We start from the raw sequence: 20,624 nt of genomic DNA on the forward strand, positions 1-20,624 counted from the left end.
AGAATAATACGGTGAGAGGAGTGTGGCTATGTACAGCGTCTTTGTAACAAGAAAGCTGCCCGGCCAGGGTCTAGAGCGGCTGCGTGACCTGTGTGAGGTCACCGTCTTTCCGGAAGACCGCAACATGACCAAGGAAGAGCTTCTGGAGATCATCCCCGGGCAGGATGCAGTCATCACCATGCTGGCCAATCCGATCGACTCCGAAGTGATCGGGGCGGGCCAGAAACTCAAGGTAATCGCCAACTACGCCGTGGGCTTTAACAACATCGACCTCGCTGCCGCCACCGCCCGGGGGATTGCCGTGGTGAACACACCGGATGTGCTCACCGCGGCCAGCGCTGACTTCGCCTGGGCACTCCTTTTGGCCACCGCCAGGCGGGTGGTGGAAGGTGATGCCCTGGTGCGGGCGGGGCGCTTCGCCGGTTGGGCCCCGGAACTGCTCCTGGGGGTTGAGGTCCACGGTAAGACCTTAGGCATCGTGGGCGCAGGACGCATCGGCCAAGCGGTGGCCAAAAGGGCCCGGGGCTTTGCCATGCGCATCCTCTATCACAATCGAACGAGGCTCCCGGAGGATGTGGAAAGGGAGCTGGGTCTAGAATATGCTGATTTGGACGCCCTGCTTAAGGAAGCAGATTTCGTCTCCCTGCACTGCCCCCTCACCCCCGAAACCAGGCATCTCATTGGGGAGCGGGAACTTGGGCTCATGAAGCCCACCGCGGTCTTGATCAACACCGCCCGGGGTCCGGTGGTGGATGAAGGGGCCCTGGTCCAGGCGCTGAGGGAGGGGCGGATCTACGGCGCCGGTTTGGACGTGTTTGAAAATGAGCCGGCCCTCCACCCGGGTCTCGCCGAGCTGCCCAATGTGGTTTTAGCCCCCCATATCGCCAGTGCCGGCAGGGAAACCCGTTTGCAGATGGTTGATCTGGTGGTCAGCGATGTGCTGGCCGTCTTAAAGGGCCAACGCCCCCGCAATCTGGTCAATCCAGAAATCTGGAAGAGGGAGGACAGCTATGAGTAAACGGATTTACCGTTCGTCCAGGGACAGAAAAATCGGCGGTGTCTGCGGCGGGATCGCAGAGTATTTCAACATCGATCCCACCATCGTCCGCCTGATCTGGGCTATCCTAGCCATCGTGTATGGAACGGGCATTTTGGCCTACATCGTCGCCTGGATCATCATCCCGGAGGACCCCTACCGTTAGCCGCCAGGCCCCCGGACTTATCCAGCCCTCAATAAGTGGCGAAAGCGACTAGGCTGCACCTAGTCGCTTTCATGCTGGCTCCTCGGGCTGGACTCGAACCAGCAACCCTTCGGTTAACAGCCGAATGCTCTGCCATTGAGCTACCGAGGAACGCTACCCTTACTTTAGCACAGCTTTTTCCCCGTGTCAAGAGGCACACATCCTCCTTTCCACTCATATCCTGGTATGAACCGCAAACGAGGACCTAAAGCCTTTCCGTCCTCGCGGTATTCATGTGTAAAGGAGGATTTACGTTGGAAGACCAAGAAAAGCTCGCCGCTGAGCAGGCGCAAGCTGAAGCCCAGGGCAGCTCCGAGGCGGGGCGCGTCTGCGGACCCAACACCACTCCCTACATCGTCCGCCCTGGGGACAGCATGTTCTCCATTGCCCGTCAGTTCGGAGTGAGCCTCGACGCCTTGATCGCGGCCAATCCCCAGATCCCCGATCCCAGCCAGATCCGCCCCGGACAGATCGTCTGCATCCCGCGGCAGCAGGTGACCTGCCCACCCGGCACCTTCAGCTACACCGTACAGCCAGGGGACACCATGTTCTCCATTGCCCGGAGATTCAACGTCCCCCTAGATGAACTGATTGCGGCTAATCCCCAGATTCCCAACCCTAACCTGATCTTCCCGGGGCAGATCGTCTGCGTGCCGGAGTTTGCCTGCCCGCCCAACACGTTCCCCTACACGGTGCAGCCGGGCGATTCCATGTTCTCCATCGCCCAGAGGTTCGGTGTATCCCTCAATGCCTTGATCGCCGCCAACCCCCAGATCACCAATCCCAACCTGATCTTCCCGGGACAGATCGTCTGCGTGCCCAGAACCGATGGCCGCTGCCCGCCGGGGACCTTCGCCTATACAGTGCAGCCCGGTGACAGCATGTTCCTCATCGCCCAAAGGTTTGGGGTATCCCTCAATGCCTTAATCGCCGCCAATCCCCAGATCACCAATCCCAATTTGATTTTCCCGGGGCAGATCGTCTGCGTACCCATCGTCTCCCAGCCCCCAGGGGGCTGTCCTCCCGGGACCTTTGCCTACACCGTGCGACCTGGGGATACCATGTTCAACATCGCCCGCCGCTTTGGGGTCTCCCTGGATGCCCTGATCAGGGCCAACCCACAGATCCCCAATCCCAACCAGATCCGGCCCGGGCAGATCGTGTGCGTCCCCACCGGCTAAAGGAGTGAAGCCTGCACCTTCTGGCCATACTACCCACAGGAGGTGTAGGCCTTTTTATGATCAGAGCACAGGTTTCCCTTTACCCCGTGGACCAGGAGGGGCTGGAAAGCCTCATGGGACTGCCCACCCAGTTTCTGGAGGAACACGGCCTCGACTACGATTTTCGCCAGAGCAGCACCTCGCTTGATACGATAATCACAGGCAGCCCAGATGAAGTTTGGCGGGCTTTGCGCCACCTTTTTCAGGAAAACTGTAGGCAGGGACAGGACATCGTCATGGTCACCACATTGACGCAGTACGGCTGAACGGCCAGGAAAGCAGGTCAAATGTGCGAAAAAAGGTGTTGGTTTTTCATATAAAAATTTTGATTAAACACCTTGACTACCTCCACCTAATTTGTTAATCTAAACATGGGCCCAGTTGGTGAAAGAATTCACTATGACAAATCAAAAATGGAGGTTTGAGCACATGAGAAAGCTTTCGCTGCTCCTTGCTGTCGTCTTGGTCCTATCCTTCAGCGTACTCTCCTACGCCCAGTACATCGATGGAACCTATGAAGCCTGGTCCGATGCCAGCGACAAGAGCATCCAGTACGCCAAAGTGTTCATTGAGGATGGCAAAATCGTTGCGGTAATTCTCCGTGAGTTTACCGACAAAATGGTGGAGAAAGATTGGACAACCTATCCCTGGCCCGAGGCCGGCGAAGCCGCCCGCACCCTGGGACTGCAGTTTGTGGAGAACCAAGCTGCTGTAGCCGACATCGTCACCGGTGCAACCGGCAGCTCCACGGGCTTCATCCAGGCTGTGGAGAGGGCCCTGATTAAGGCCAGCCCCGACAAGCCCACCGACAAGAAGTACTTCGACGGTGTGTTTATGGGCCGTTCCGATGTGGCCAGCCGCGGCTACTACAAGGTAGTATGGATCACCATCAAGGACGACAAGATCGTTGACTTCAAAGCGCAGCGCGTACTTGCCGACGGCAGCATCCAGGATCCGGCCGAGTATGGTTGGCCCCTGGAGATGGCTCGGGAAGCTTACAAAGAAGCAGCCCTCCAGTCCGAACCCGGTTTCGTTGACACCATCAGCGGAGCCACCGGTCTGACCCAGATGTCCAACATCGCAGTACGCGATGCTTTAGATAGAGCTCGCATCGACAAGTAGTTCACCAACCAGCCCAAAAAAGCACCTGGCCAACGGTCAGGTGCTTTTTCTATGCCGCTTTTTTCGGTCCTTTACTACTCGAGGCGCTGCTCCCGTTCGTGAAGGCGGAAAGCCAAACGGAGCAGGCTGTCGGTGAGGTGGATATTTTCCACAATCACGCCCTCTGCCACATTGAGCTGGGCCGGCGAGAAGTTCCAGATGCCCTTGACGCCGCCTGCCACCAGCACATCGCAGACCGCCTGGGCAGCTTCCTTTGGTGTGGCGATCACACCGATATCCGCGGAGTGCTCTTGGAGATAGTCCTTCAGTTCATCCACGTGGCGGATGGCGCAGCCCCCGTGGATATTGCCGATCAAGTGGGGATCGATATCGAAGATGGCTTCGATGATAAACCCTTCGGCGCGAAACCACCCGTAGCTGCCGATGGCTTTACCGATATTCCCCGCCCCCACCAAGACCAGGGAATGGCGTTTGTTCAACCCCAAGATCTGCCGAACCTGCTGCAGCAGTTCCGCAACGTTATAACCATAACCCTGCTGGCCGAAGGAACCGAAGTAGCTCAGATCGGAGCGGATCTGGGCTGCGGTAAAATCCAGGGCTTCCCCCAGTTGAGCCGAGGAAACCTTGTCCACGCCCAAGGAGTGCAGCTCGGTGAGGTAGCGGAAATAGACGGGTAAGCGGCCCACAACCCCTTGGGGGATGGCTGCGCGCTTTTTTCTCCCTCTTGCTGTCATCATATTCCCCCTTGAAAAATGGAATGCTCGCTAATTATTCTACAAATACCGCTTGTATCCCTTTTCACAAGGCAAATTAGTAAACAGCAACTTCCCGCCTCTCCTCCAAAGCCGTACCAGCAAGGAGATCGTGGATGGTGATCACCGCCACATAGGTTCCCCGCGGCGCCCACCAGGGAATATCGACATAGATGTAGAACCATGTATCGCCGGGAGGTTCCAGGTACCATTCTTCCAGGTCGTAGATGTCCCTGCGGGAAAAGAGCCGGATGCCCCCCTTGGTTTCCAGGGCCACATCTACGCTTAAGTGCAGGAAGTAGTATTCGCCGTCCTGGCCGACATCGAATCCTTCCACCACTATGTAAGCGTAACCCCGCTCCCCCCGCTTGAAGCGCCCTTCCGGATTGGGATCGTAATCATCCATCCCCCGCACCTCGTGGGCCCACTCCCCCTGCACGAGGCGGAGGGAACTGGCTTCCTCCGGGCTGGCCCAGGCGGGAAGCGGGCAGAGCAGGGACAAAAAGATACAGATCGTTAACAACAGCAACACAACCATCTCCCAATCTGACTAGGATTTAGCCCACCGATGTGTAATACTTACTAGTGGGAAAGGATGAGAACATGCTGAAAGAGCTGAATCGAGGCAAATGGAGTCGCCCCACCGACAAGAGCGCCGTTTACCTCGAGATCGCCCCAGGCGATAAGTGGGGGATTCGCGTCACCCTCATCGAAGACTACGCAAAGGTAGAAGCGGTTGACGGTCCGCATGCAGCCTGGTATCAGGCTCCCGAGCGCTATTGCTCCATCATCCGCCCACCCAGGTTCTGGGAAAGGCTCAGAGGCGTAACTTTGGAAAGCAAAATCATGTCAGCCGTGCAGGAAAAGCGCCGCGTAGCCCAAGAAGAAAACGCCCGTCTCCGCGGAGAATTGGAGTAGACGCCCGTTTCCCAAAAAGCGGGGCAGTCTTGACAGCTCTCTGACTGAGGTGATTTGGTTGGGAGGTTCTAGCTTGAAGTTTCTAATTGTCGGGGATACGGTGGACCCACGGCTGTATGATCATTTCCGGCGTGAGCGCTTTCCAGAGTCCATTGACGCCATCCTCTCCGTTGGTGATCTACCCCCCTGGTATCTATCATACCTCATGTCCGTTTTCAATGCTCCCCTCTACTATGTCCGCGGCAACCACGATGACAATTATGCCCAGAATCCCCCCGACGGTGGTGAAAACATTCACGGAAAGGTGGTTTACTTCAAAGGCTTAACCATCATCGGTTTTGAAGGATCCATGTTCTACCACCACCCTTCCGCTATCCAGTATACCGAGCGGCAGATGCGATCCATCTGGCGCCGCATGGCCTGGCGCTTTCGCTTTGGGCGCAAGATCGACATTGTGCTGACCCACGCACCCCCCTTTGGCATCCATGACGCCGAAGACCAGTGCCACAGGGGTTTTCTCACCTTCTCCCACATCATTCACAAGTACAAACCACGCTATTTCATCCACGGCCACACCCATCTCAACTACGGACTGAAGCAAAACCGCATTGATGTTGTGAACGACACCACAGTAATCAACGGCTATGGCTTTCACATTTTGGACATAGATCCACCGGTGGAGTGAGTGCTTCATGCGAGGACATGCCAAAGCGTTTGACACGGCCAAGGAAAAGCTGGGCCTCACCGATTCTCTGTACTTAGGCCTGCGCACCGTGCCCGTGGACAGCATCGTGGGCTCGGTGAACCGCTGGCGGGATTTTGATGCCCGCTTTCGCATTAAAAACCGCCACACCATGTACCGCTATCAGCAGATCAAAAAGGCGGTGGAACGGGGCAGTACCCTGCCGCCGGTTTCTTTGTATAAAGTTCGCGACAAGTACTATGTAGTTGACGGCAACCACCGGGTGGCCGCCGCCAAGGAAGTGGGGCAGGCCTTCATCGACGCCGAAGTAGTGGAATTTTTCCCTCCCCCAGACAGCGAGCCCAACCTGATCTGGCGGGAGCGCTCCATTTTCGAGCACAAAACTGGCCTAAGCGGCATCGAGCTCACGGAACTGGGTGCCTACGACAAACTGCTCATGCAGATCGAACAGTACCGCCAAGAAGAATCGGAGGCTTTGGGGGTGGATCTTTCCCTGCAGAACGCCGCGGCCAGCTGGGAGCAGGAGATCTACAAACCCGTGGTGGCCCTGATCCGGGAGCAGCGGCTGTTGGACGAGTTCCCCGGCCGCACCGAAGGGGATCTCTTCCTCTACGCCTCCTACCATAAAGTAGCCAAGAGCCGCCTAACCAAGCAGAACGTCAGCTACAAAGAAGCCCTGGCCGATTTCAAGGTGCCCAGGCCGGACAAATCCTTTGCCGAACAGCTGAAGGATCTGATCACCAGCCTGTTCAGCCCAGATCCCGGCGATACCTGCCCTTACGGCTTGATCATCGATGAAGACGGCTTAGTGCGGGTGGCCCGGGACTGCCGGGGCTGCCCACACTGCCGGGACTGCGCCGCGGACCCAAGCAAGCTGCCCACGGAGGATGAACTCTTTGACTACTAAAGCGACCTTGGCAATCCTTAAGATCCTGGAAAACCTGTATCCCAATCCCAAGACCGCCCTGAAGCACAACGGTCCATTCCAGCTTTTGGTGGCTACCATCCTTTCTGCCCAGTGCACAGATGAGCGGGTGAACCAGATCACCGAAACGCTCTTCCCCGCCTTTCCCACGGCCCACCACTTAGCCGCGGCCAGCTTTGAGGAGGTGGCCGCCCACATCCGCAGCGCGGGACTGTGGCGGAACAAAGCCCAGAACCTGATTAAGACCGCGCAGATTCTGGTGGAAAAGCACGGCGGCCAGGTTCCCAACACCCGGGAAGAGCTGGAGGCGCTGCCGGGGGTAGGCAGGAAAACAGCCAATGTGGTGCTGGCCAATGCCTTCGGTATTCCCGCCATCGCCGTGGACACCCACGTCTTCAGGGTGGCCAACCGCCTGGGCTTGTCCAGCGCGGCCACGCCCCAGGAGACGGAGCGCCAGCTGATGGAGGCCATCCCTAAGGAAAAGTGGATCGACGCGCATCACTGGCTGATCCGCCACGGCCGGGCCCTCTGCAAAGCCCGCAGCCCCCTCTGCGACCAGTGCCCCCTCCAGGAGCACTGCCGCTATTTCCAAGAAAAGCAAACAAGCTCGGGATAGAACCTGTTTTCTCCGCGCCCTCCCCCACCTCCTCCCTGCCACTTGCCGCTTCTTCCCGGTTAGGCCCCGTAAGGACTGGGCTGATCCGCTGCGGCCTCCACTTCCTCCCCCGATTCCAGATCCGTGTAGATGTACACCAAAGAGCCCACATCCACCTCGGCCTTTGGCGCGGGAACCTGGCCAATGACCCGGGTGCCCGGGCCCACCACCTCCACCCGGAACTGCTGCCTCCGGAGCAGAGCTGCCGCCTCTTCAACGTCCAGGCCCCCCACATCGGGTACGATCACCTGCCGGACTTGGCTGACCCGGGAGGTGGCCTTGCGCTCCACCCCCAGGTAGGTGAGGACCTTTTCCGCCAGGCGGGCGAAAACAGGTGAAGCGATGATTCCCCCGTAAAAGGCGCCCTGGGGCTCCCACAGAACCAGCAGCGCCGCCATCTTGGGGTCATCTTTCGGCGCGAAGCCGGCGAAGGAAGTGACCATTTTGGAGTGGGAATAGCGGCCGTGTTCCACCAGCTGGGCCGTTCCCGTCTTCCCCGCCACATCGTAACCGGGCACCTCCGCCCGCTTGCCCGAACCCCGCTCCACCGCCATGCGCAGCACGTAGGCGGTGGTCTCCGCAATTTCCGCCGCAATCACCTGCCGGGCCTCGGGGATATCCGGCGGGAAGCTCCCCTCTTCCGTCACCAATTCCTTGACGTAGTGCAGGGGCGTGTAGATGCCCTTGTTGGCAATCGCTCCAAAGCAAGCCAAAAGCTGCACAGGGGTAACCGTAAGCCCCTGACCGAAGCCCATGTTGGCCCAGGTGACCAGGGGTATGCTGGGGGAAGGCGCCCGGAGGATACCCGCCATTTCCCCCGGGAAGTCAATACCCGTCTTGTGTCCCAGGTTGAAGCGGACCAGCCCGTCGTAGAACCTCTCGGGGCCTAAGTCAATGGCCAGCTTGGCGTAATAGGGGTTACAGGAGTTTTGCATGGTCTCCACAAAGGACTGGGGCCCGTGCCCACCCCGGTTCCAGCAGCGCACATTCCAGCCGGATACCCGGATGTACCCGGGGTCGAAGAAGCCCGACTGCAGCGTGGCCACCCCTTCCTCCAGGGCCAGGGCCGCGGTGACCGCCTTGAAGGTGGAACCGGGCTCGTAGGTGTCGGTGACCGCGATGTTCTTGCGGTTAGCCGCGGGGTAGTCCGCGAAGTTCTCCAGGTCAAAGGATGGATAAATGGCCGTGGCCAGGATTTCGCCGGTTTGGGGATCGCTCACCAGGATCAGACCCAAACGGGAGCCCGTCTCCAGGGTGGCCCGGCGCACCTCTTCTTCGGCGATGCGCTGGATGAAGATATCGATGGTCAGGATCAGATCGCCGCCCCGTTGGCCCGGCAGGTACCCCCGCACCCCATCCTCCAGGGCCCGGCCCTGGGCATCCCGCTCGAAGATGGTCTCGCCTGGGGTGCCCCGCAAAAAATCGTCATAGTAGAGCTCCAAACCCTCCAGGCCCTGGTTGTCGATGCCCACAAACCCCAAAACCTGCGGGGCCACGGAGCCGTAGGGGTAGATGCGGGTGGAAGAAGGAACTACTCCGATCCCCGGCAGCCGCGCGGTGATCACCGCCCGGGCGTCTTCATCGGTGATCTTTTTCTTGAGCCATTCCACCGCGGAGTGCTTCTGCAGGCGCTGGAGGATGAACTCTTCGTCCAAGGATAGGATGGCGGCAAGCTTCTGCGCCGTGGCTTCTGCATCTTCCACCTCCGCGGGGATGGCATAGACGGTGTGGGCACTGACGCTCACCGCCAGGGGCACCCCGTTGCGGTCGTAGATCCCGCCCCGCAGTCCTTCAATGGGAATGCGCTGCAGGCGCTGCTCCAGGGCCTTAGCCTGGTAGAACTCGTTTTGCCAGAGCTGGAGGTAAGCCAGCCGCCCCCCTAGGAGCACCACCGCCCCCAGGAGCATGAGCAGCAAAAAGAGAATGCGCCTCTGCACCATGCTCATCCACCCATCCTCCCGAAAAACAGCCGCAGACGGTTAAAAAGACGCCTGAGCCAACTGGCCAGCCCCGTGCTCTGGCGGGCCAAGAGGTCCAGCCGCACCGTCACTCCATCTGCCCGCCGCACCAGCAGCTCCCCCACCTTATCTCCAGCATCAATGGGCGCCCTGAGCCTGGGCAGAAGCTCCACCTCGGTGCTGAATTCCAGATCGCTTTCATCCCTGACCACCACGGAATACTCCTGGGCCAGCACGGCATCGATCTGGTGCTGGACGCCGTCTGGGACCACCAGGCGCGCCTGCACCTCCTCCTTGGAGATCAAGGTGCGCAGATTAGCAAAGGCCCACTCCAGGAGGGCTTCGTTTTCCGCGTTTCTGATCTCCCGGGTGCGGGCCCCCAAGACCACCGCGATCAGCCTCCTACCGTGGCGGACGCAGGAAGTGATCAGGGTATGGCCCGCGGGAGTGGTGGCCCCGGTTTTGCCCCCCTCCACCCCTGGGGAATCCAGGAGGGGATGGGAATTGGTGATCTTCCGGTTTTGGCTGGGGAGGAAGAAGTCTGGGGCCCGGAGGATCGTCCGCATGAGCTCATGCTGCAGCGCGGCCTTGAGCAGCCTGGCCTGGTCGTAGGCGGTGGAATAGTTGTTGCTGCCCATGGACAGGAGCCCGGTGCAGTCCACATAGTGGGTATCCTGCAGCCCCAGCTCCTGGGCCTTGGCGTTCATCAGTTTGGCGAACTCCGCCTCGGAACCGGCCACGTATTCAGCCAAGGCCACCGCGGCGTCATTGGCCGATTGGAGGGCGGAGGCGTAGAGCAGCTCCTCCACGGTCAAACGATCGCCGGCCTTGAGGTTGATCTGGGTGCCCTCCCGGCTGGCCGCCCTGGCGCTCACCACCACTTCATCCCCTAGGCCGATCTTGCCCGCCTCCACCAGCTCCACCGCGAGGAGCAGAGTCATCACTTTGGTGATGCTGGCGATGGAACGGCGCTGGTAGGCGTTTTTCTCCAGGATCAAAAAGTCATAGTCGGCATCGTACACCGCGTAGGCAATGGAGCTGAGCTCCGGAGGGGCTGTGCTCTTCGCCGCAGCCTTGAGGGGTATCAGCCCCAGGAGCGCGGCCAGCACCAGCACAGCTGCCACCTGAACGCGCCGCATTTGCTTCCCCCTTCCCTGTTCCTAAGAATAATTACGCGGCGCCGGGAGTAATTAGTACATATACTATGGTGGTGCGGAAGGAGGAGGGCTGTGGAAACCAGGCTCTTCGTGGATCGGCCAGCCCTGTTTGACCAGTACGTTGCGGCCCACCCCAGAGGCGATGTGCTGCAGACCACAGCCTGGGGCAGGGTCAAGGAAACCACAGGCTGGCAGGCTCACCCCTTGGGGGTCCTAAGCCGAGGTGTGCTCAGGGCAGCGGCTCTGATTTTGACCAAGCGGCTACCCTACCTTCCCGCCCAGATCGCCTATTCCCCCCGGGGCCCCCTCTACTCTTCGCAGGAAGCCCTGGCGGCGCTGCTGCGGGATGGCGCGGGTTTTCTCAAGGCCCGGGGGGCCTTGGTCTGGAAGATGGATCCGGCGATTCCAGAAGGGGATCCAACCTGGCTGGAGGCGGTGAGAACCTTCCGCCTCAGGCAGGTGGAAACCGGCCTTGACTTCGAAAGCGTCCAGCCCCGGCATGTCATGGTGCTGGAGCTAGGTCGCTCCCTGGACACCCTGCTCAGCCAGATGAAGAGCAAAACCCGCTACAACATCCGTTACGCCCAGCGCAAACAGGTGCAAGTGCAGCAGGTCAAGGATAAAGATGAGCTTAAAGTGTTCTACGCCCTGCTCCAGGAGACGGCCCACAGGGACCGCTTCACCATCCGCAGCTTCAGCTACTTCGAAGCCCTCTGGGACCACTTAATTCAAAACGGCTTGGGCAAGGTCTTCCTGGCTTACCAGGCAGGCACTCCCCTGGCCGGGGCCATCTGTTTTCGCCTGGGTTCCCGGGTATGGTACACCTACGGTGCCTCCAGCGGCCAGCGGCGCAACCTGCAGGCCCCGCACCTGATCCAGTGGGAGATGATCAAATGGGCCAAGGGGGCGGGCTGCACCATCTATGATTTCCGGGGCGTAGCGGGGGATCTGCGCCCGGAACACCCCCTTTACGGCCTCTACCGCTTTAAGGAGGGGTTTGGGGCCCAGCTCCAGACCTACGTGGGCGAATTCGATCTCCCCCTTCGGCAAGGAGGCTATGCCCTGTGGTGCGGGGGACTGCAACTCCACAACTGGCTGCGCCAGCGCAAAAAGGTCCGCTAGACTTCTCCGCCTGGGTGGAGGTGGACCTTTCCGCCCTGGAGCACAACCTGCGCTCAGCCCAAAGGCGCACCCGTGCTCAGGTTGTACCGATCCTCAAGGGCGATGCCTACGGCCACGGGGCGCCGGTGGTGGCGGCCTTTCTCCAGGCCCGGGGCTGCACCACCCTGGGGGTGAGCACCGTGGAAGAGGCCCTGGATATTCTGGCCTGGACTAAAGCCCGGATCATGCTCCTTGCCCCACCCCTCCCGGGGCAGCTGCCCGCGGTGGTGAAGCACAACCTGATCCCGGCCCTCACCTCGCCTGAGCTGGTGCCGGAACTGAACCGTTTGGCGGCGCTGAGGCCCGGAGGGCTTACTGTCCAGATCAAAGTGGACACCGGCTTCGGACGGCTGGGTACCGCCCCCGAGGATTTCCCCGCTCTGCTGGCTGAGATCAAACAAGCCTCCCATCTCCATCTGGGAGGCGTTTTCACGCACTTTTCCGCGGCCGCGGGGGATAAAAAGTTCACCCGGGGGCAGCTCCAGCGCCTGCTGGCCCTACGGGAGGCTGCACCGGCGGGCCTTCTCTGGCATGCCGCGGGCAGCAGCGCCTTTCTCACCCTGCCCGAAAGCCACCTCGATCTGGTGCGGCTGGGCACCCTGCTCTACGGCCAGGCTCCCCTGCCCCTGGACAGCTCCTGGCAGCTCCAGGAAACCTGGCGCTGCCAAGCCCGGATCATCCAAACCCGCTGGCTCCCCCCGGGCCACAGCGTAGGCTACAGCCGGGCCTTTCGCACCCAGCGGCCTCTGCGCCTAGGGGTGATTCCCGTGGGCTACGGACACGGCCTGGAGCTGGAACCTGCGCCTTCTCCCTGGCGCCAATTTAAGCACGCGGCTTTCAGGGCCCTCTTTCCCAAACATGCCGTCTTCCACGGAAGGGAACCCCTCCCCATTGTGGGCCGGGTGAGCATGGGCCTCACCTGCCTGGATCTCACCAAAAGCGATCTCCAGGTGGGAGATACGGTGAGCGTGGGGATGCGGCGCACCGTGGTGAGCAGACAAATCCCCCGGCTGTACTATTTCCGGGGGAAGCTCAAGTGCATCTTCTGGAACCACCAGCTGTTTGATACCCGGGGCCGGAAGATCAGTTTAAGAGGTCTTTTCTGATCAGGATTTCCTCCTCGGTGGCGCTTTGGGCCTGGACCACATGGCCGTTTTGGTCGATGATGCTGGACTGGCCCTCGAATTCGATGTCCCAGAGCCGGCCCACCAGCATGGGGTTCACCGCCAGCTCGAACTCTTTGTTTTCCGCCACGGCCGCAAAGGAGCTGCGCAGCCAGTCCTGCTGCTGCCAGTCATCCCAGGGGTGGTTGTTGGCGGAGGGCTGGATGAACACCTTTGCCCCCAGCCCCTGCAGGCGCTGGCGCACCTCCGGGTGAAAAGCATCCAGGCAGACGGCAACCCCCAAGGGGCCGAAGGGGCTCTGCACCGCGCTGACATAGTTCAAGGGGGCGGGCTCCAGATCCAGGCCCCCTTTCTGCTCCATGTCCACCAGATTCACCTTGTGCTGGCGGTAGATCACCTGACCCGTGGGGGTGATCACCGGCGCGGTGTTGAAAACGCGGCTGGTCTGCCCCCAGCGCAGGGCTGCGGAGCCGGCCACAATCCACGCTTCGTACTTCCGGGCAGCGGCAACAAAGGGCGAGAGATAGATGCGCTCCAGCTCCTGGGAGCGGGCCAGCAGGAGGGCCCGCACCGGCGAGACCCTGTGCACCACCATCTGATGGAGCACCGCCGCCCCATGGTGCAAAAGCAGTGCTTTACTGGCCTGGGCAAAACTTCCCTTGGCCCAAACACGTTCCGGGGCGTTGCTGAGGATGCAGAATGTGCCGATATGCTCAGGAAAGGCCACCAAAAGCCTCCCCTCGCCCGCTTCAACGCGGATGCGCTCCATGATGCCCATGATGCGCGCGGCAAAGCTTTCCTCGGTGCGGTAGTCTTCTGCTCTTAGCTTCATCTGCACACAGGCGATCATTTCCCTCACCTCACCTTTATGGTTCGCCTTCGAAGTGCTTTTCCCTGCGCCCACCGGGTTTGACACCGGCTTGATTTGCAGGTAAGATCAAAAAGAAAGGGGGAACGCCCGTGACTACAGTGAACCAAGAGAGCGTGCTGCGGCGCCTGGCGCGCATCGAGGGGCAGATCCGCGGCCTGCAGAGAATGGTCGCGGAAGGGCAGCCCTGCAGCGAAATCCTCACCCAAGTGGCCGCCGCCCGGGCGGCGCTGGCGGGAGTTGCCACCATGATCTTCGAAGTGTACTCCAAATCCTGCATTGAGCAGGCCGTAAGGCAGGAAGAAGGGTGCTCCGAGGCACTGGAGGATATGCTGCGCTCCCTGAGCCGCTTGTTGAAATAGGTGAATTAAGGAAGCCACTGCAGGGGGTCCACAGTCTGGTCCCCTATTTTGATCCGAAAATCCAGGTGGGGCCCGGTGGTCAGTCCGCTGCGGCCCACCAAGGCGATGGTCTGGCCCTGCTTGACCAGATCGCCGGCGCGCACCAGCAGCTTGGAGTTATGCCCATACCAGGTGGTCACCCCGCCGCTGTGCTCGATCACCACGCCCAAACCGTAATTGCCCATGCTGCCGGCCTTGATTACCCGGCCCGCCTCCGCGGCTTTTACGGGGGTCCCTTCCGGTGCGGCGATGTCGATGCCCCCGTGGAAGTGGCGCACCTGCAGCACGGGGTGGATCCGGCTGCCGTAGCCGGAGCTGATGGTCCCCTGCACGGGCCACTGGAAGTTCAGCCTGGAGGCGGGGCCCGTCACGGCCACGGCTTTGGTGGGGATATACAGGACCTGGCCGGCCAGGAGCCGATCCGGATTGGCCAGGCTGTTGTAGCTGGAAATCCTGCTGACGGTGGTCTTGTACTGCTGGGCCAGTTTGGTCAGGTTATCCCCCCGCTGCACCGTGTAAGCCACCACCAACTCCCCCAGGGCGTCTAGGGCCGCGCTGGTTAAGGGTCCCACAATCCCGTCGGGGTCCAGACCCAGGACCTCCTGGAGCTTTTTGACCGCCCCTTCCGTTTCGGGGCCGAAGATGCCATCTACAGCCAGCTCAAAACCCAGCTCCACCAGGCGTTCCTGGAGGGCAGCCACCTCGACGCCTCGCATGCCGCGCCGAAGCAGAGGGCTTTCCCCCGCGGCCTGCGGGGAAAGCAGCGTGCAGAGGATTAGTGCAGCAAGAAAAGTCCCGCTGGCACCCTTGCGCAGGGGATGCATGAAAATCCCTCCCACAGCCTTTTGACCTAGTATAGGCTGGGGAGGGAGAAAATATTCTAAGTAATATTTAGAGGTTTTCCAGATAGTGATAGGCCTGCATGGCCGCGATGGCGCCATCGCCGGCCGCGGAAACGATCTGCCGCAGCGGCGTGTTGCGCACATCCCCCGCCGCGAACACCCCTGGAATAGAGGTCTTCATATCGGCCCCGGTAACCACATAGCCCCACTCGTCCAGAATCCCCGTACCCTTGAGGAAATCGGTGTTGGGGAAGAAGCCCACATAGATAAACACTCCCGCGCAGGGGATCACCTGCTCGGACCCATCCTGGTTGTTGCGGACCAAAACGCCGGTTACCCGTCCTTCGCCCTGGATTTCCTGCACTTCTGAGTTGAAGATGAACTTCATCTTGGGGTTCTTAAAGGCCCGTTCCTGCAAAATGGCCTGGGCCCGCAGCACATCCCGGCGGTGGATGACCGTAACGGAGCTGCAGTAGCGGGTGAGAAACAAGCCCTCTTCCACCGCGGAATCGCCGCCGCCCACCACTACCACGTCCAGATCCTCGTAGAAGGCACCGTCACAGGTGGCACAATAGGATACGCCCCTACCTGCCAGTTCCTTTTCCCCGGGGACATTGAGTTTGCGGGGCTGGGCACCGCTGGCGATGATCACGGCCCGGGCCTCAATCACTTCGCCCCCCACCTCCAAGGTTTTGGGCTGGCCCTCCAGGTTCACCTTGGTCACTTCCCCGTACTTCCACTCGCAGCCCACTGTCAGCGCTTGGTTGTACATGTGCTCCGACAGATCGGCACCGCCGATGTTTTTAAAGCCAGGGTAGTTTTCGATCTCCAACGTGTTCTGCATCTGGCCGCCGTAGAGGCCCTTTTCAATAATGATGGTCTTGAGGTTGGCCCGTCCTCCATACAGGCCAGCGGTGAGGCCTGCGGGTCCTCCGCCGATAATTGCCAAATCGTACATACAATCTCTCCTTCCGCTAGCGAGTTGTCACTGCCTGTGCCAAACCTGGGGAAATCCAGGTCGCGGTATCACTGACCACAATGGCTTCCACGCCGGGCAGGCGCTCCACCAGAGCCCTGCCCCCTTCCCACCCCAGGACAAAGACCGCGGTGGAAATGGCATCCCCCACCGCGGGGTCAGCACCCACAATGGTGACGCTGCGCAGCCCCCGGGCGGGATAGCCTGTGCGGGGATCGAGGATATGGTGATAGCGCACACCGTCAACGGTAAAAAAGCGCTGGTAGTCGCCGGAGGTGACCACGCTCTGGTCATCCAGGGGCAGGATAAAGCGGATGTTTGTGGGCTCGTCCGGATCCTGCACGCCCACCCGCCAGGGATTGCCATCTGGCCGGCGGCCCACCACGGCAATATCTCCCCCGGCATTCACCAGGGCCCGTTCCACCCCGGCCTCCCGCAGGATCTCCACTGCCCGGCCCACGATGAACCCCTTGGCGATGCCGCCTAGATCCAGCACCGTCCCCTGGGGGATGCGCACCGCGCCAGCCTCCCGATCCACTTCCACCTTGGTGTAATCCACGGTAGCCAGGGCCTCCGCCAGCTCTTCTTCCCCGGGGACGCGCCGGATGTCGCCGCCGAAACCCCAAAGATCCAGGACAGCGCCGATGGTGATATCAAAGGCCCCTTCGGTCAAACGGCCCATTTCCAAACCCAGTTCGATGAGCTCCAGGGTGAGGGGACTGACCTTGACCCAGTCCCCCGCCCCCCGGTTGATCGCGCTCACTTCGCTTTCGGGCACAAAACGGGAGAACAAGGCCTCCAGCTCAGCCATGCGCTCAAAGGCCTGCTCCACCAGGGCCTGGGAGTTGCGTCCATCTACCCGCACATCCACCACCGTGTCCATGAGGATGGTGGAGCGCTGGGTGGTGGTTTCCTGGGCGTTGGCCTGGGGCAGCCAGCCCTGGAAGTAGCAAAGGAGCAGTGCTCCGCCTAGAATCACAAGGATCAACCCCAGAAGCAGAGCATGCTTCTTTTTTCTATCCATAACAACGTCCACCTTTTCTCAGCTCACTGCCGCCTTTTCCAAAACCAGGGGCTTGCCATCCTGCCAATCGATGGTCTTCATGGGGCACACGGCCACACATTCACGGCAGTTCGTACACAGATCGTAGTTGATCCGCGCCAAGTTGTCCTGCATGTAGATGGCCCCGGTTGGGCAGGCTTTCACGCAGCGCTGGCAGGCAATGCAGCCCACGCTGCACACCTGGCGTACTTCCCGGCCCTTGGCCAGGGAGCGGCAGCGGATGTGCACGCCCTGCTCTTCGGGGACCAGGATGATGATATCCCGGGGACAGGCTTCCACGCACTTACCGCAGGCGGTGCAGTTTTCTTCGATGACAACGGGTAAGCCATTCTCGCTCATATACATGGCGTCGAAGGCACAGGCCTTCACGCAGGATCCGTAGCCCAAGCAGCCGTAAGAGCAGGCCTTATCCCCGCCCTGGGTGGCGTGGGCCAAGCGGCAGTCCGCGGGCCCATCATAGGTTCCCCGCTGCTTGGCTTCGGCCAAGCCGCCCTTGCAGAGCACCTGGGCCACCTTGCGCACCGGCTCCTCCGCTTCCACGCCCAGTACAGCCGCGACCATTTTGGCCACGGTGGCGCCGCCCACGGGGCAGCCGTTGGTGGGTGCCTGGCCGGAGGCCACCGCCTCCGCAAAGGCCCGGCAGCCGGCAAAGCCGCAGCCGCCGCAGTTCACCCCGGGCAGCACCTCTTCTATGGCATCGATCTTCGGATCGGTTTCCACCGCCAACTTCTTGCTGGCCACCGCCAAACCGGCGGCAAAGAGGGCAGCCAGCGAGCCCATACTCACGAGGGACACGAGTACATTGTTCAAAATTCAACCCCTCCTACAAAAACTCAGATCAGACCGGCAAACCCGCTGAAAGCCAGGGATAGCAAGCCGGCACAGATAAAGGCAATGGGGGCGCCCAAAAGCGGCTCGGGAATATCGGCAAAGCGCAGCTCCTCCCGGATGCCCGCCATGAGCACCAGGGCCAGGGTAAAGCCCAAGCCCGCGCCCAGAGCAAAGATGACAGATTGGATGAAGGTATAGGCATTCTGCACCGCCATGATGGCCAGACCTAAAATGGCGCAGTTGGTGGTGATCAGCGGCAGAAAGATGCCCATGGCCTTGTACAAACCCGGGCTGGTCTTGTGGATAAACATCTCCACCAGCTGAACCAAGGCGGCAATCACCAAGATGAACGCCATGGTCTGGAGAAACGGAAGACCCAGGGGCGCCAGGATGAAGTGTTCAATCAGCCAGGTTACCGCTGCGGCCACCACCATGACGAAGGTTGTGGCCACGCCCATGCCAAAGGCCGAATCAACATCTTTGGAAACCCCCATGAAGGGGCAGATGCCCAGAAAACGGACCAGCACAAAGTTGTTGACCAACAGAGCACTGAGGAAAAGTAAGAATAGATTCATGCCCGTCCCCCCTAACTAGCCCTTCTCTTCTGCCGCGCCGCGATCATGTTCATCAGCGCCATCAAAATCCCCAAGGTGATGAAGGCGCCGGGCGGCAGGGACATCACGCCGATGGTGGTGGCACCATCAGCCGCCAGCTTCCAGCCGAAGATGGAGCCGGAACCCAACAGCTCTCTAACCGCCGCCAGCACCGTCAAGGCCCAGGTGAAACCCAAACCCATGCCCAAACCGTCCAAAATGGACGAGACAACCGAGTTCTTGCTGGCAAAGGCTTCAGCCCGTCCCAAAACGATGCAGTTCACCACAATCAGGGGGATAAACAGGCCGAGCACCTGGTGCAGATCCGGCAGATAGGCGTTCATAAACAAGTCCACAATGGTCACGAACGTGGCGATAACCACGATGTAAGCGGGAATGCGGACCTTCTCGGGAATCACCTTCCTCAAAAGGCTCACCAAGGCGCTGGAGCAAACCAGCACGAAGGTGGTGGCCAAGCCCATACCGATGCCGTTGATGGCCTCGGTGGTTACGGCCAAGACCGGACAGAGGCCGATCATAATGCGGAAGGTGGGGTTTTCATTCCACAATCCGTTCACGAAATTCTTCCATAAACGCGCCATGCTTACTCCCCTCCCCTGTAGATTCTCACCGTGTCCTGCAGGCCCTCGCGCACCGCATCCGCCACCGCCCGTGAAGAGATGGTTGCTCCAGAGATGATCTGGATGTCCTGGTTCACGGTGATGGGATCATCCACGGTTTTCCCCGCGAACTGGCTGCGGAAGCCCTCTTCCTCAATCCGGGAACCCAGACCGGGAGTTTCCGCATGGTTCAAGATCTTCACGTTGAGAACCTGATCGGTGGCCTCATCCACGCCAACCAACACCCGCACCACGCCGCCGTAGCCATTGCCTTCACCCACGAAGGCATAGCCCACGATCTGGCCCTGCTCATCCACGCCCTGGTAGATAATGGTGGTTTCCTGGCCTTTTTCCCGCATCTCCTGGGGATCATCCACCCCCAGCTCATCGGGGCTCCGGCGGATCATATTCACCGTGGCGGTACCAGGCAAAACCTCCAAAACCGAACTTTCCAGAGCCCGCGCGGCATTCTCTTCTATTATAACACTCGTCTTCCCGTACACCAACGATAGAACCGCCGCGGAAACCATGGCAATTACTGATAGCACTACAACCATGCGCACAGACTCATTCACTTGCTTTCACCCCTTGCCCGTAGATGCGGGGGCGCGTCCACCTATTGAGCAGCGGAGTTACGGCATTCATGAGCAGAATGGCGAAGGTAACTCCCTCGGGATAGCCACCCCACAATCTAATCACCATGATAATTACACCGATGCCTATGCCAAAGATCCAGCGGCCGGCCTTGGTCACCGGCGAAGTGACCATATCGGTGGCCATATACACAGCACCAAAGAGCACACTGCCCGCCAGCAGATGGAAGATGGGATTCTCCCCGGCCAGGAGGGCAAAGACGGTCACCGTGGCACCGATACCCACCGGGATGCGGTAATCGATAACCCCTTTGTAAAAGAGGTAGATCCCGCCCAGCAAAATGGCTAAAGCGGAAGTCTCGCCGATTGATCCCGCCACCTGTCCGAAGAAGAGGTCGGGGATGCGGCTCACCGCGGCCCCCAGGGCCAGCGGCGTCGCGGCAGTGACCCCGTCTAGGGGTGCGGTCCAGGTGGTCATGGCCCGGCCAAAGGAAGCGGTCAAGAAGGCCCGGCCCACCAGTGCGGGGTTGAAGGGGTTGTGCCCCAACCCGCCAAACACCTGCTTACCGATGGCAATGGCGAAGGCGGAGCCCACAACCACCATCCAGCTGGGCAGGGTCGGCGGTACGCTCAGTCCCAAAAGCAAGCCAGTGATCAGTGCACTGCCATCGCCAATGCGGATGGGCTGACCCCGCAGGCGCTGCCAGATGGCTTCCGTGGCCACCGCTGCCGCCGAGGATAAGAGCAGGATGCGCACGGCCGGCCAGCGGAAAAAGTAGATGGCCGCGGCCACCACAGGCAGCAGACCGATGAGCACCGCAAACATGATTTTTTCAGTTGTATCCGTATCCCGTACATGGGGAGATGGAGATACCAGCAATTTCAGTTCATCCACTGTCTA

At 60.4% G+C, this 20,624-nt stretch carries 25 protein-coding genes and 1 tRNA gene; 12 read left to right on the forward strand and 14 right to left on the reverse strand.

What is annotated here, in order from left to right; genetic code table 11:
• Window positions 1–28 precede the first annotated feature (28 nt).
• Window positions 29–1,018, forward strand: a complete 990-nt coding sequence (locus ACE4YL_RS13305) for a 2-hydroxyacid dehydrogenase (RefSeq protein ID WP_461357909.1) — start codon at window positions 29–31, stop codon at window positions 1,016–1,018.
• Window positions 1,011–1,202: a PspC domain-containing protein gene (locus ACE4YL_RS13310; RefSeq protein WP_461357910.1), complete on the forward strand. Its 192-nt coding sequence runs from the start codon at window positions 1,011–1,013 to the stop codon at window positions 1,200–1,202. The genes ACE4YL_RS13305 and ACE4YL_RS13310 overlap by 8 nt, the downstream gene beginning before the upstream one ends.
• 75 nt (window positions 1,203–1,277) lie before the next feature.
• On the opposite strand, the gene ACE4YL_RS13315 is transcribed toward ACE4YL_RS13310, so the two are convergent.
• Window positions 1,278–1,352 (reverse strand) — tRNA-Asn (locus ACE4YL_RS13315).
• 143 nt (window positions 1,353–1,495) lie between these two features.
• Here ACE4YL_RS13315 and ACE4YL_RS13320 point away from each other — a divergent pair.
• From ACE4YL_RS13320 to ACE4YL_RS13330, 3 genes are all read left to right on the forward strand, one after another.
• A complete protein-coding gene (locus ACE4YL_RS13320; protein WP_461357911.1) occupies window positions 1,496–2,422 on the forward strand; it encodes a LysM peptidoglycan-binding domain-containing protein in 927 nt (308 codons plus the stop codon).
• Window positions 2,423–2,478: 56 nt separating this feature from the next.
• Window positions 2,479–2,727 carry a hypothetical protein gene (locus ACE4YL_RS13325; protein ID WP_461357912.1) on the forward strand — a complete coding sequence of 83 codons (249 nt, stop codon included), beginning with the start codon at window positions 2,479–2,481 and terminating at the stop codon, window positions 2,725–2,727.
• Between the two features lie 163 nt (window positions 2,728–2,890).
• Window positions 2,891–3,583: an FMN-binding protein gene (locus ACE4YL_RS13330; protein ID WP_461357913.1), complete on the forward strand. Its 693-nt coding sequence runs from the start codon at window positions 2,891–2,893 to the stop codon at window positions 3,581–3,583.
• A gap of 74 nt (window positions 3,584–3,657) precedes the next feature.
• Here ACE4YL_RS13330 and ACE4YL_RS13335 read toward each other — a convergent pair whose 3' ends face one another.
• On the reverse strand, window positions 3,658–4,317 hold the full coding sequence (locus ACE4YL_RS13335) for a redox-sensing transcriptional repressor Rex (protein WP_461357914.1): 660 nt from the start codon (window positions 4,315–4,317) through the stop codon (window positions 3,658–3,660).
• Between the two features lie 76 nt (window positions 4,318–4,393).
• Window positions 4,394–4,867 (reverse strand): hypothetical protein, encoded by a 474-nt coding sequence (locus tag ACE4YL_RS13340; protein WP_461369719.1) that lies wholly within the window; start codon window positions 4,865–4,867, stop codon window positions 4,394–4,396.
• A 71-nt stretch (window positions 4,868–4,938) separates the two neighbouring features.
• On the opposite strand from ACE4YL_RS13340, the gene ACE4YL_RS13345 reads away from it, so the two are divergent.
• From ACE4YL_RS13345 to nth, 4 genes are all read left to right on the forward strand, one after another.
• Window positions 4,939–5,253, forward strand: coding sequence for a hypothetical protein (locus tag ACE4YL_RS13345; RefSeq protein WP_461357916.1), 315 nt, complete (start codon window positions 4,939–4,941; stop codon window positions 5,251–5,253).
• 73 nt (window positions 5,254–5,326) lie between these two features.
• Complete coding sequence (locus ACE4YL_RS13350) at window positions 5,327–5,938, forward strand: metallophosphoesterase family protein (RefSeq protein WP_461357917.1); 612 nt, start codon at window positions 5,327–5,329, stop codon at window positions 5,936–5,938.
• 7 nt (window positions 5,939–5,945) lie between these two features.
• Complete coding sequence (locus ACE4YL_RS13355) at window positions 5,946–6,863, forward strand: DUF4032 domain-containing protein (RefSeq protein ID WP_461357918.1); 918 nt, start codon at window positions 5,946–5,948, stop codon at window positions 6,861–6,863.
• Window positions 6,853–7,497 (forward strand): endonuclease III, encoded by a 645-nt coding sequence (gene nth / locus ACE4YL_RS13360; RefSeq protein WP_461357919.1) that lies wholly within the window; start codon window positions 6,853–6,855, stop codon window positions 7,495–7,497. Before ACE4YL_RS13355 ends, nth begins: the two co-directional genes overlap by 11 nt.
• Before the next feature lie 59 nt (window positions 7,498–7,556).
• Here the strand turns inward: nth and ACE4YL_RS13365 are convergent, their stop codons facing one another.
• Window positions 7,557–9,482, reverse strand: a complete 1,926-nt coding sequence (locus ACE4YL_RS13365) for a penicillin-binding transpeptidase domain-containing protein (RefSeq protein WP_461357920.1) — start codon at window positions 9,480–9,482, stop codon at window positions 7,557–7,559.
• On the reverse strand, window positions 9,479–10,633 hold the full coding sequence (locus ACE4YL_RS13370) for a D-alanyl-D-alanine carboxypeptidase family protein (protein ID WP_461357921.1): 1,155 nt from the start codon (window positions 10,631–10,633) through the stop codon (window positions 9,479–9,481). The genes ACE4YL_RS13365 and ACE4YL_RS13370 overlap by 4 nt, the downstream gene beginning before the upstream one ends.
• Window positions 10,634–10,723: 90 nt before the next feature.
• On the opposite strand from ACE4YL_RS13370, the gene ACE4YL_RS13375 reads away from it, so the two are divergent.
• Both ACE4YL_RS13375 and alr read left to right on the forward strand, forming a co-directional pair.
• A complete protein-coding gene (locus tag ACE4YL_RS13375; protein WP_461360211.1) occupies window positions 10,724–11,773 on the forward strand; it encodes a lipid II:glycine glycyltransferase FemX in 1,050 nt (349 codons plus the stop codon).
• The gene (gene alr / locus ACE4YL_RS13380; protein ID WP_461359480.1) at window positions 11,716–12,918 is read left to right on the forward strand and encodes an alanine racemase; all 1,203 of its coding nucleotides are present in this window, start codon (window positions 11,716–11,718) and stop codon (window positions 12,916–12,918) included. The genes ACE4YL_RS13375 and alr overlap by 58 nt, the downstream gene beginning before the upstream one ends.
• On the opposite strand, the gene ACE4YL_RS13385 is transcribed toward alr, so the two are convergent.
• The gene (locus ACE4YL_RS13385) at window positions 12,896–13,786 is read right to left on the reverse strand and encodes a carbon-nitrogen hydrolase family protein (protein WP_461360213.1); all 891 of its coding nucleotides are present in this window, start codon (window positions 13,784–13,786) and stop codon (window positions 12,896–12,898) included. The two genes, alr and ACE4YL_RS13385, sit on opposite strands and share 23 nt — an antisense overlap.
• 110 nt (window positions 13,787–13,896) lie before the next feature.
• Here ACE4YL_RS13385 and ACE4YL_RS13390 point away from each other — a divergent pair, with 110 nt between their 5' ends.
• Window positions 13,897–14,166: a metal-sensitive transcriptional regulator gene (locus ACE4YL_RS13390; protein ID WP_461359208.1), complete on the forward strand. Its 270-nt coding sequence runs from the start codon at window positions 13,897–13,899 to the stop codon at window positions 14,164–14,166.
• A 5-nt stretch (window positions 14,167–14,171) separates the two neighbouring features.
• Here ACE4YL_RS13390 and ACE4YL_RS13395 read toward each other — a convergent pair whose 3' ends face one another.
• From ACE4YL_RS13395 to ACE4YL_RS13430, 8 genes are all read right to left on the reverse strand, one after another.
• Window positions 14,172–15,029, reverse strand: coding sequence for a peptidoglycan DD-metalloendopeptidase family protein (locus ACE4YL_RS13395; protein WP_461360214.1), 858 nt, complete (start codon window positions 15,027–15,029; stop codon window positions 14,172–14,174).
• 67 nt (window positions 15,030–15,096) lie between these two features.
• A complete protein-coding gene (gene trxB / locus ACE4YL_RS13400; protein WP_461359210.1) occupies window positions 15,097–16,005 on the reverse strand; it encodes a thioredoxin-disulfide reductase in 909 nt (302 codons plus the stop codon).
• A gap of 16 nt (window positions 16,006–16,021) precedes the next feature.
• Window positions 16,022–17,047: an FAD:protein FMN transferase gene (locus ACE4YL_RS13405; protein ID WP_461359211.1), complete on the reverse strand. Its 1,026-nt coding sequence runs from the start codon at window positions 17,045–17,047 to the stop codon at window positions 16,022–16,024.
• An 18-nt stretch (window positions 17,048–17,065) separates the two neighbouring features.
• A complete protein-coding gene (locus tag ACE4YL_RS13410) occupies window positions 17,066–17,896 on the reverse strand; it encodes an RnfABCDGE type electron transport complex subunit B (protein ID WP_461359212.1) in 831 nt (276 codons plus the stop codon).
• 23 nt (window positions 17,897–17,919) lie between these two features.
• Window positions 17,920–18,492, reverse strand: a complete 573-nt coding sequence (rsxA, locus tag ACE4YL_RS13415; RefSeq protein WP_461359213.1) for an electron transport complex subunit RsxA — start codon at window positions 18,490–18,492, stop codon at window positions 17,920–17,922.
• A gap of 11 nt (window positions 18,493–18,503) precedes the next feature.
• Window positions 18,504–19,112, reverse strand: coding sequence for an electron transport complex subunit RsxE (gene rsxE / locus ACE4YL_RS13420; RefSeq protein WP_461359214.1), 609 nt, complete (start codon window positions 19,110–19,112; stop codon window positions 18,504–18,506).
• A gap of 2 nt (window positions 19,113–19,114) precedes the next feature.
• A complete protein-coding gene (locus ACE4YL_RS13425; protein ID WP_461359215.1) occupies window positions 19,115–19,705 on the reverse strand; it encodes an RnfABCDGE type electron transport complex subunit G in 591 nt (196 codons plus the stop codon).
• Window positions 19,698–20,618, reverse strand: coding sequence for an RnfABCDGE type electron transport complex subunit D (locus tag ACE4YL_RS13430; RefSeq protein WP_461360215.1), 921 nt, complete (start codon window positions 20,616–20,618; stop codon window positions 19,698–19,700). The genes ACE4YL_RS13425 and ACE4YL_RS13430 overlap by 8 nt, the downstream gene beginning before the upstream one ends.
• Window positions 20,619–20,624 lie beyond the last annotated feature (6 nt).

The sequence above is a fragment of the Candidatus Darwinibacter acetoxidans genome, assembly GCF_041936445.1.
GTDB lineage: Bacteria > Bacillota > Limnochordia > Darwinibacteriales > Darwinibacteriaceae > DTU010.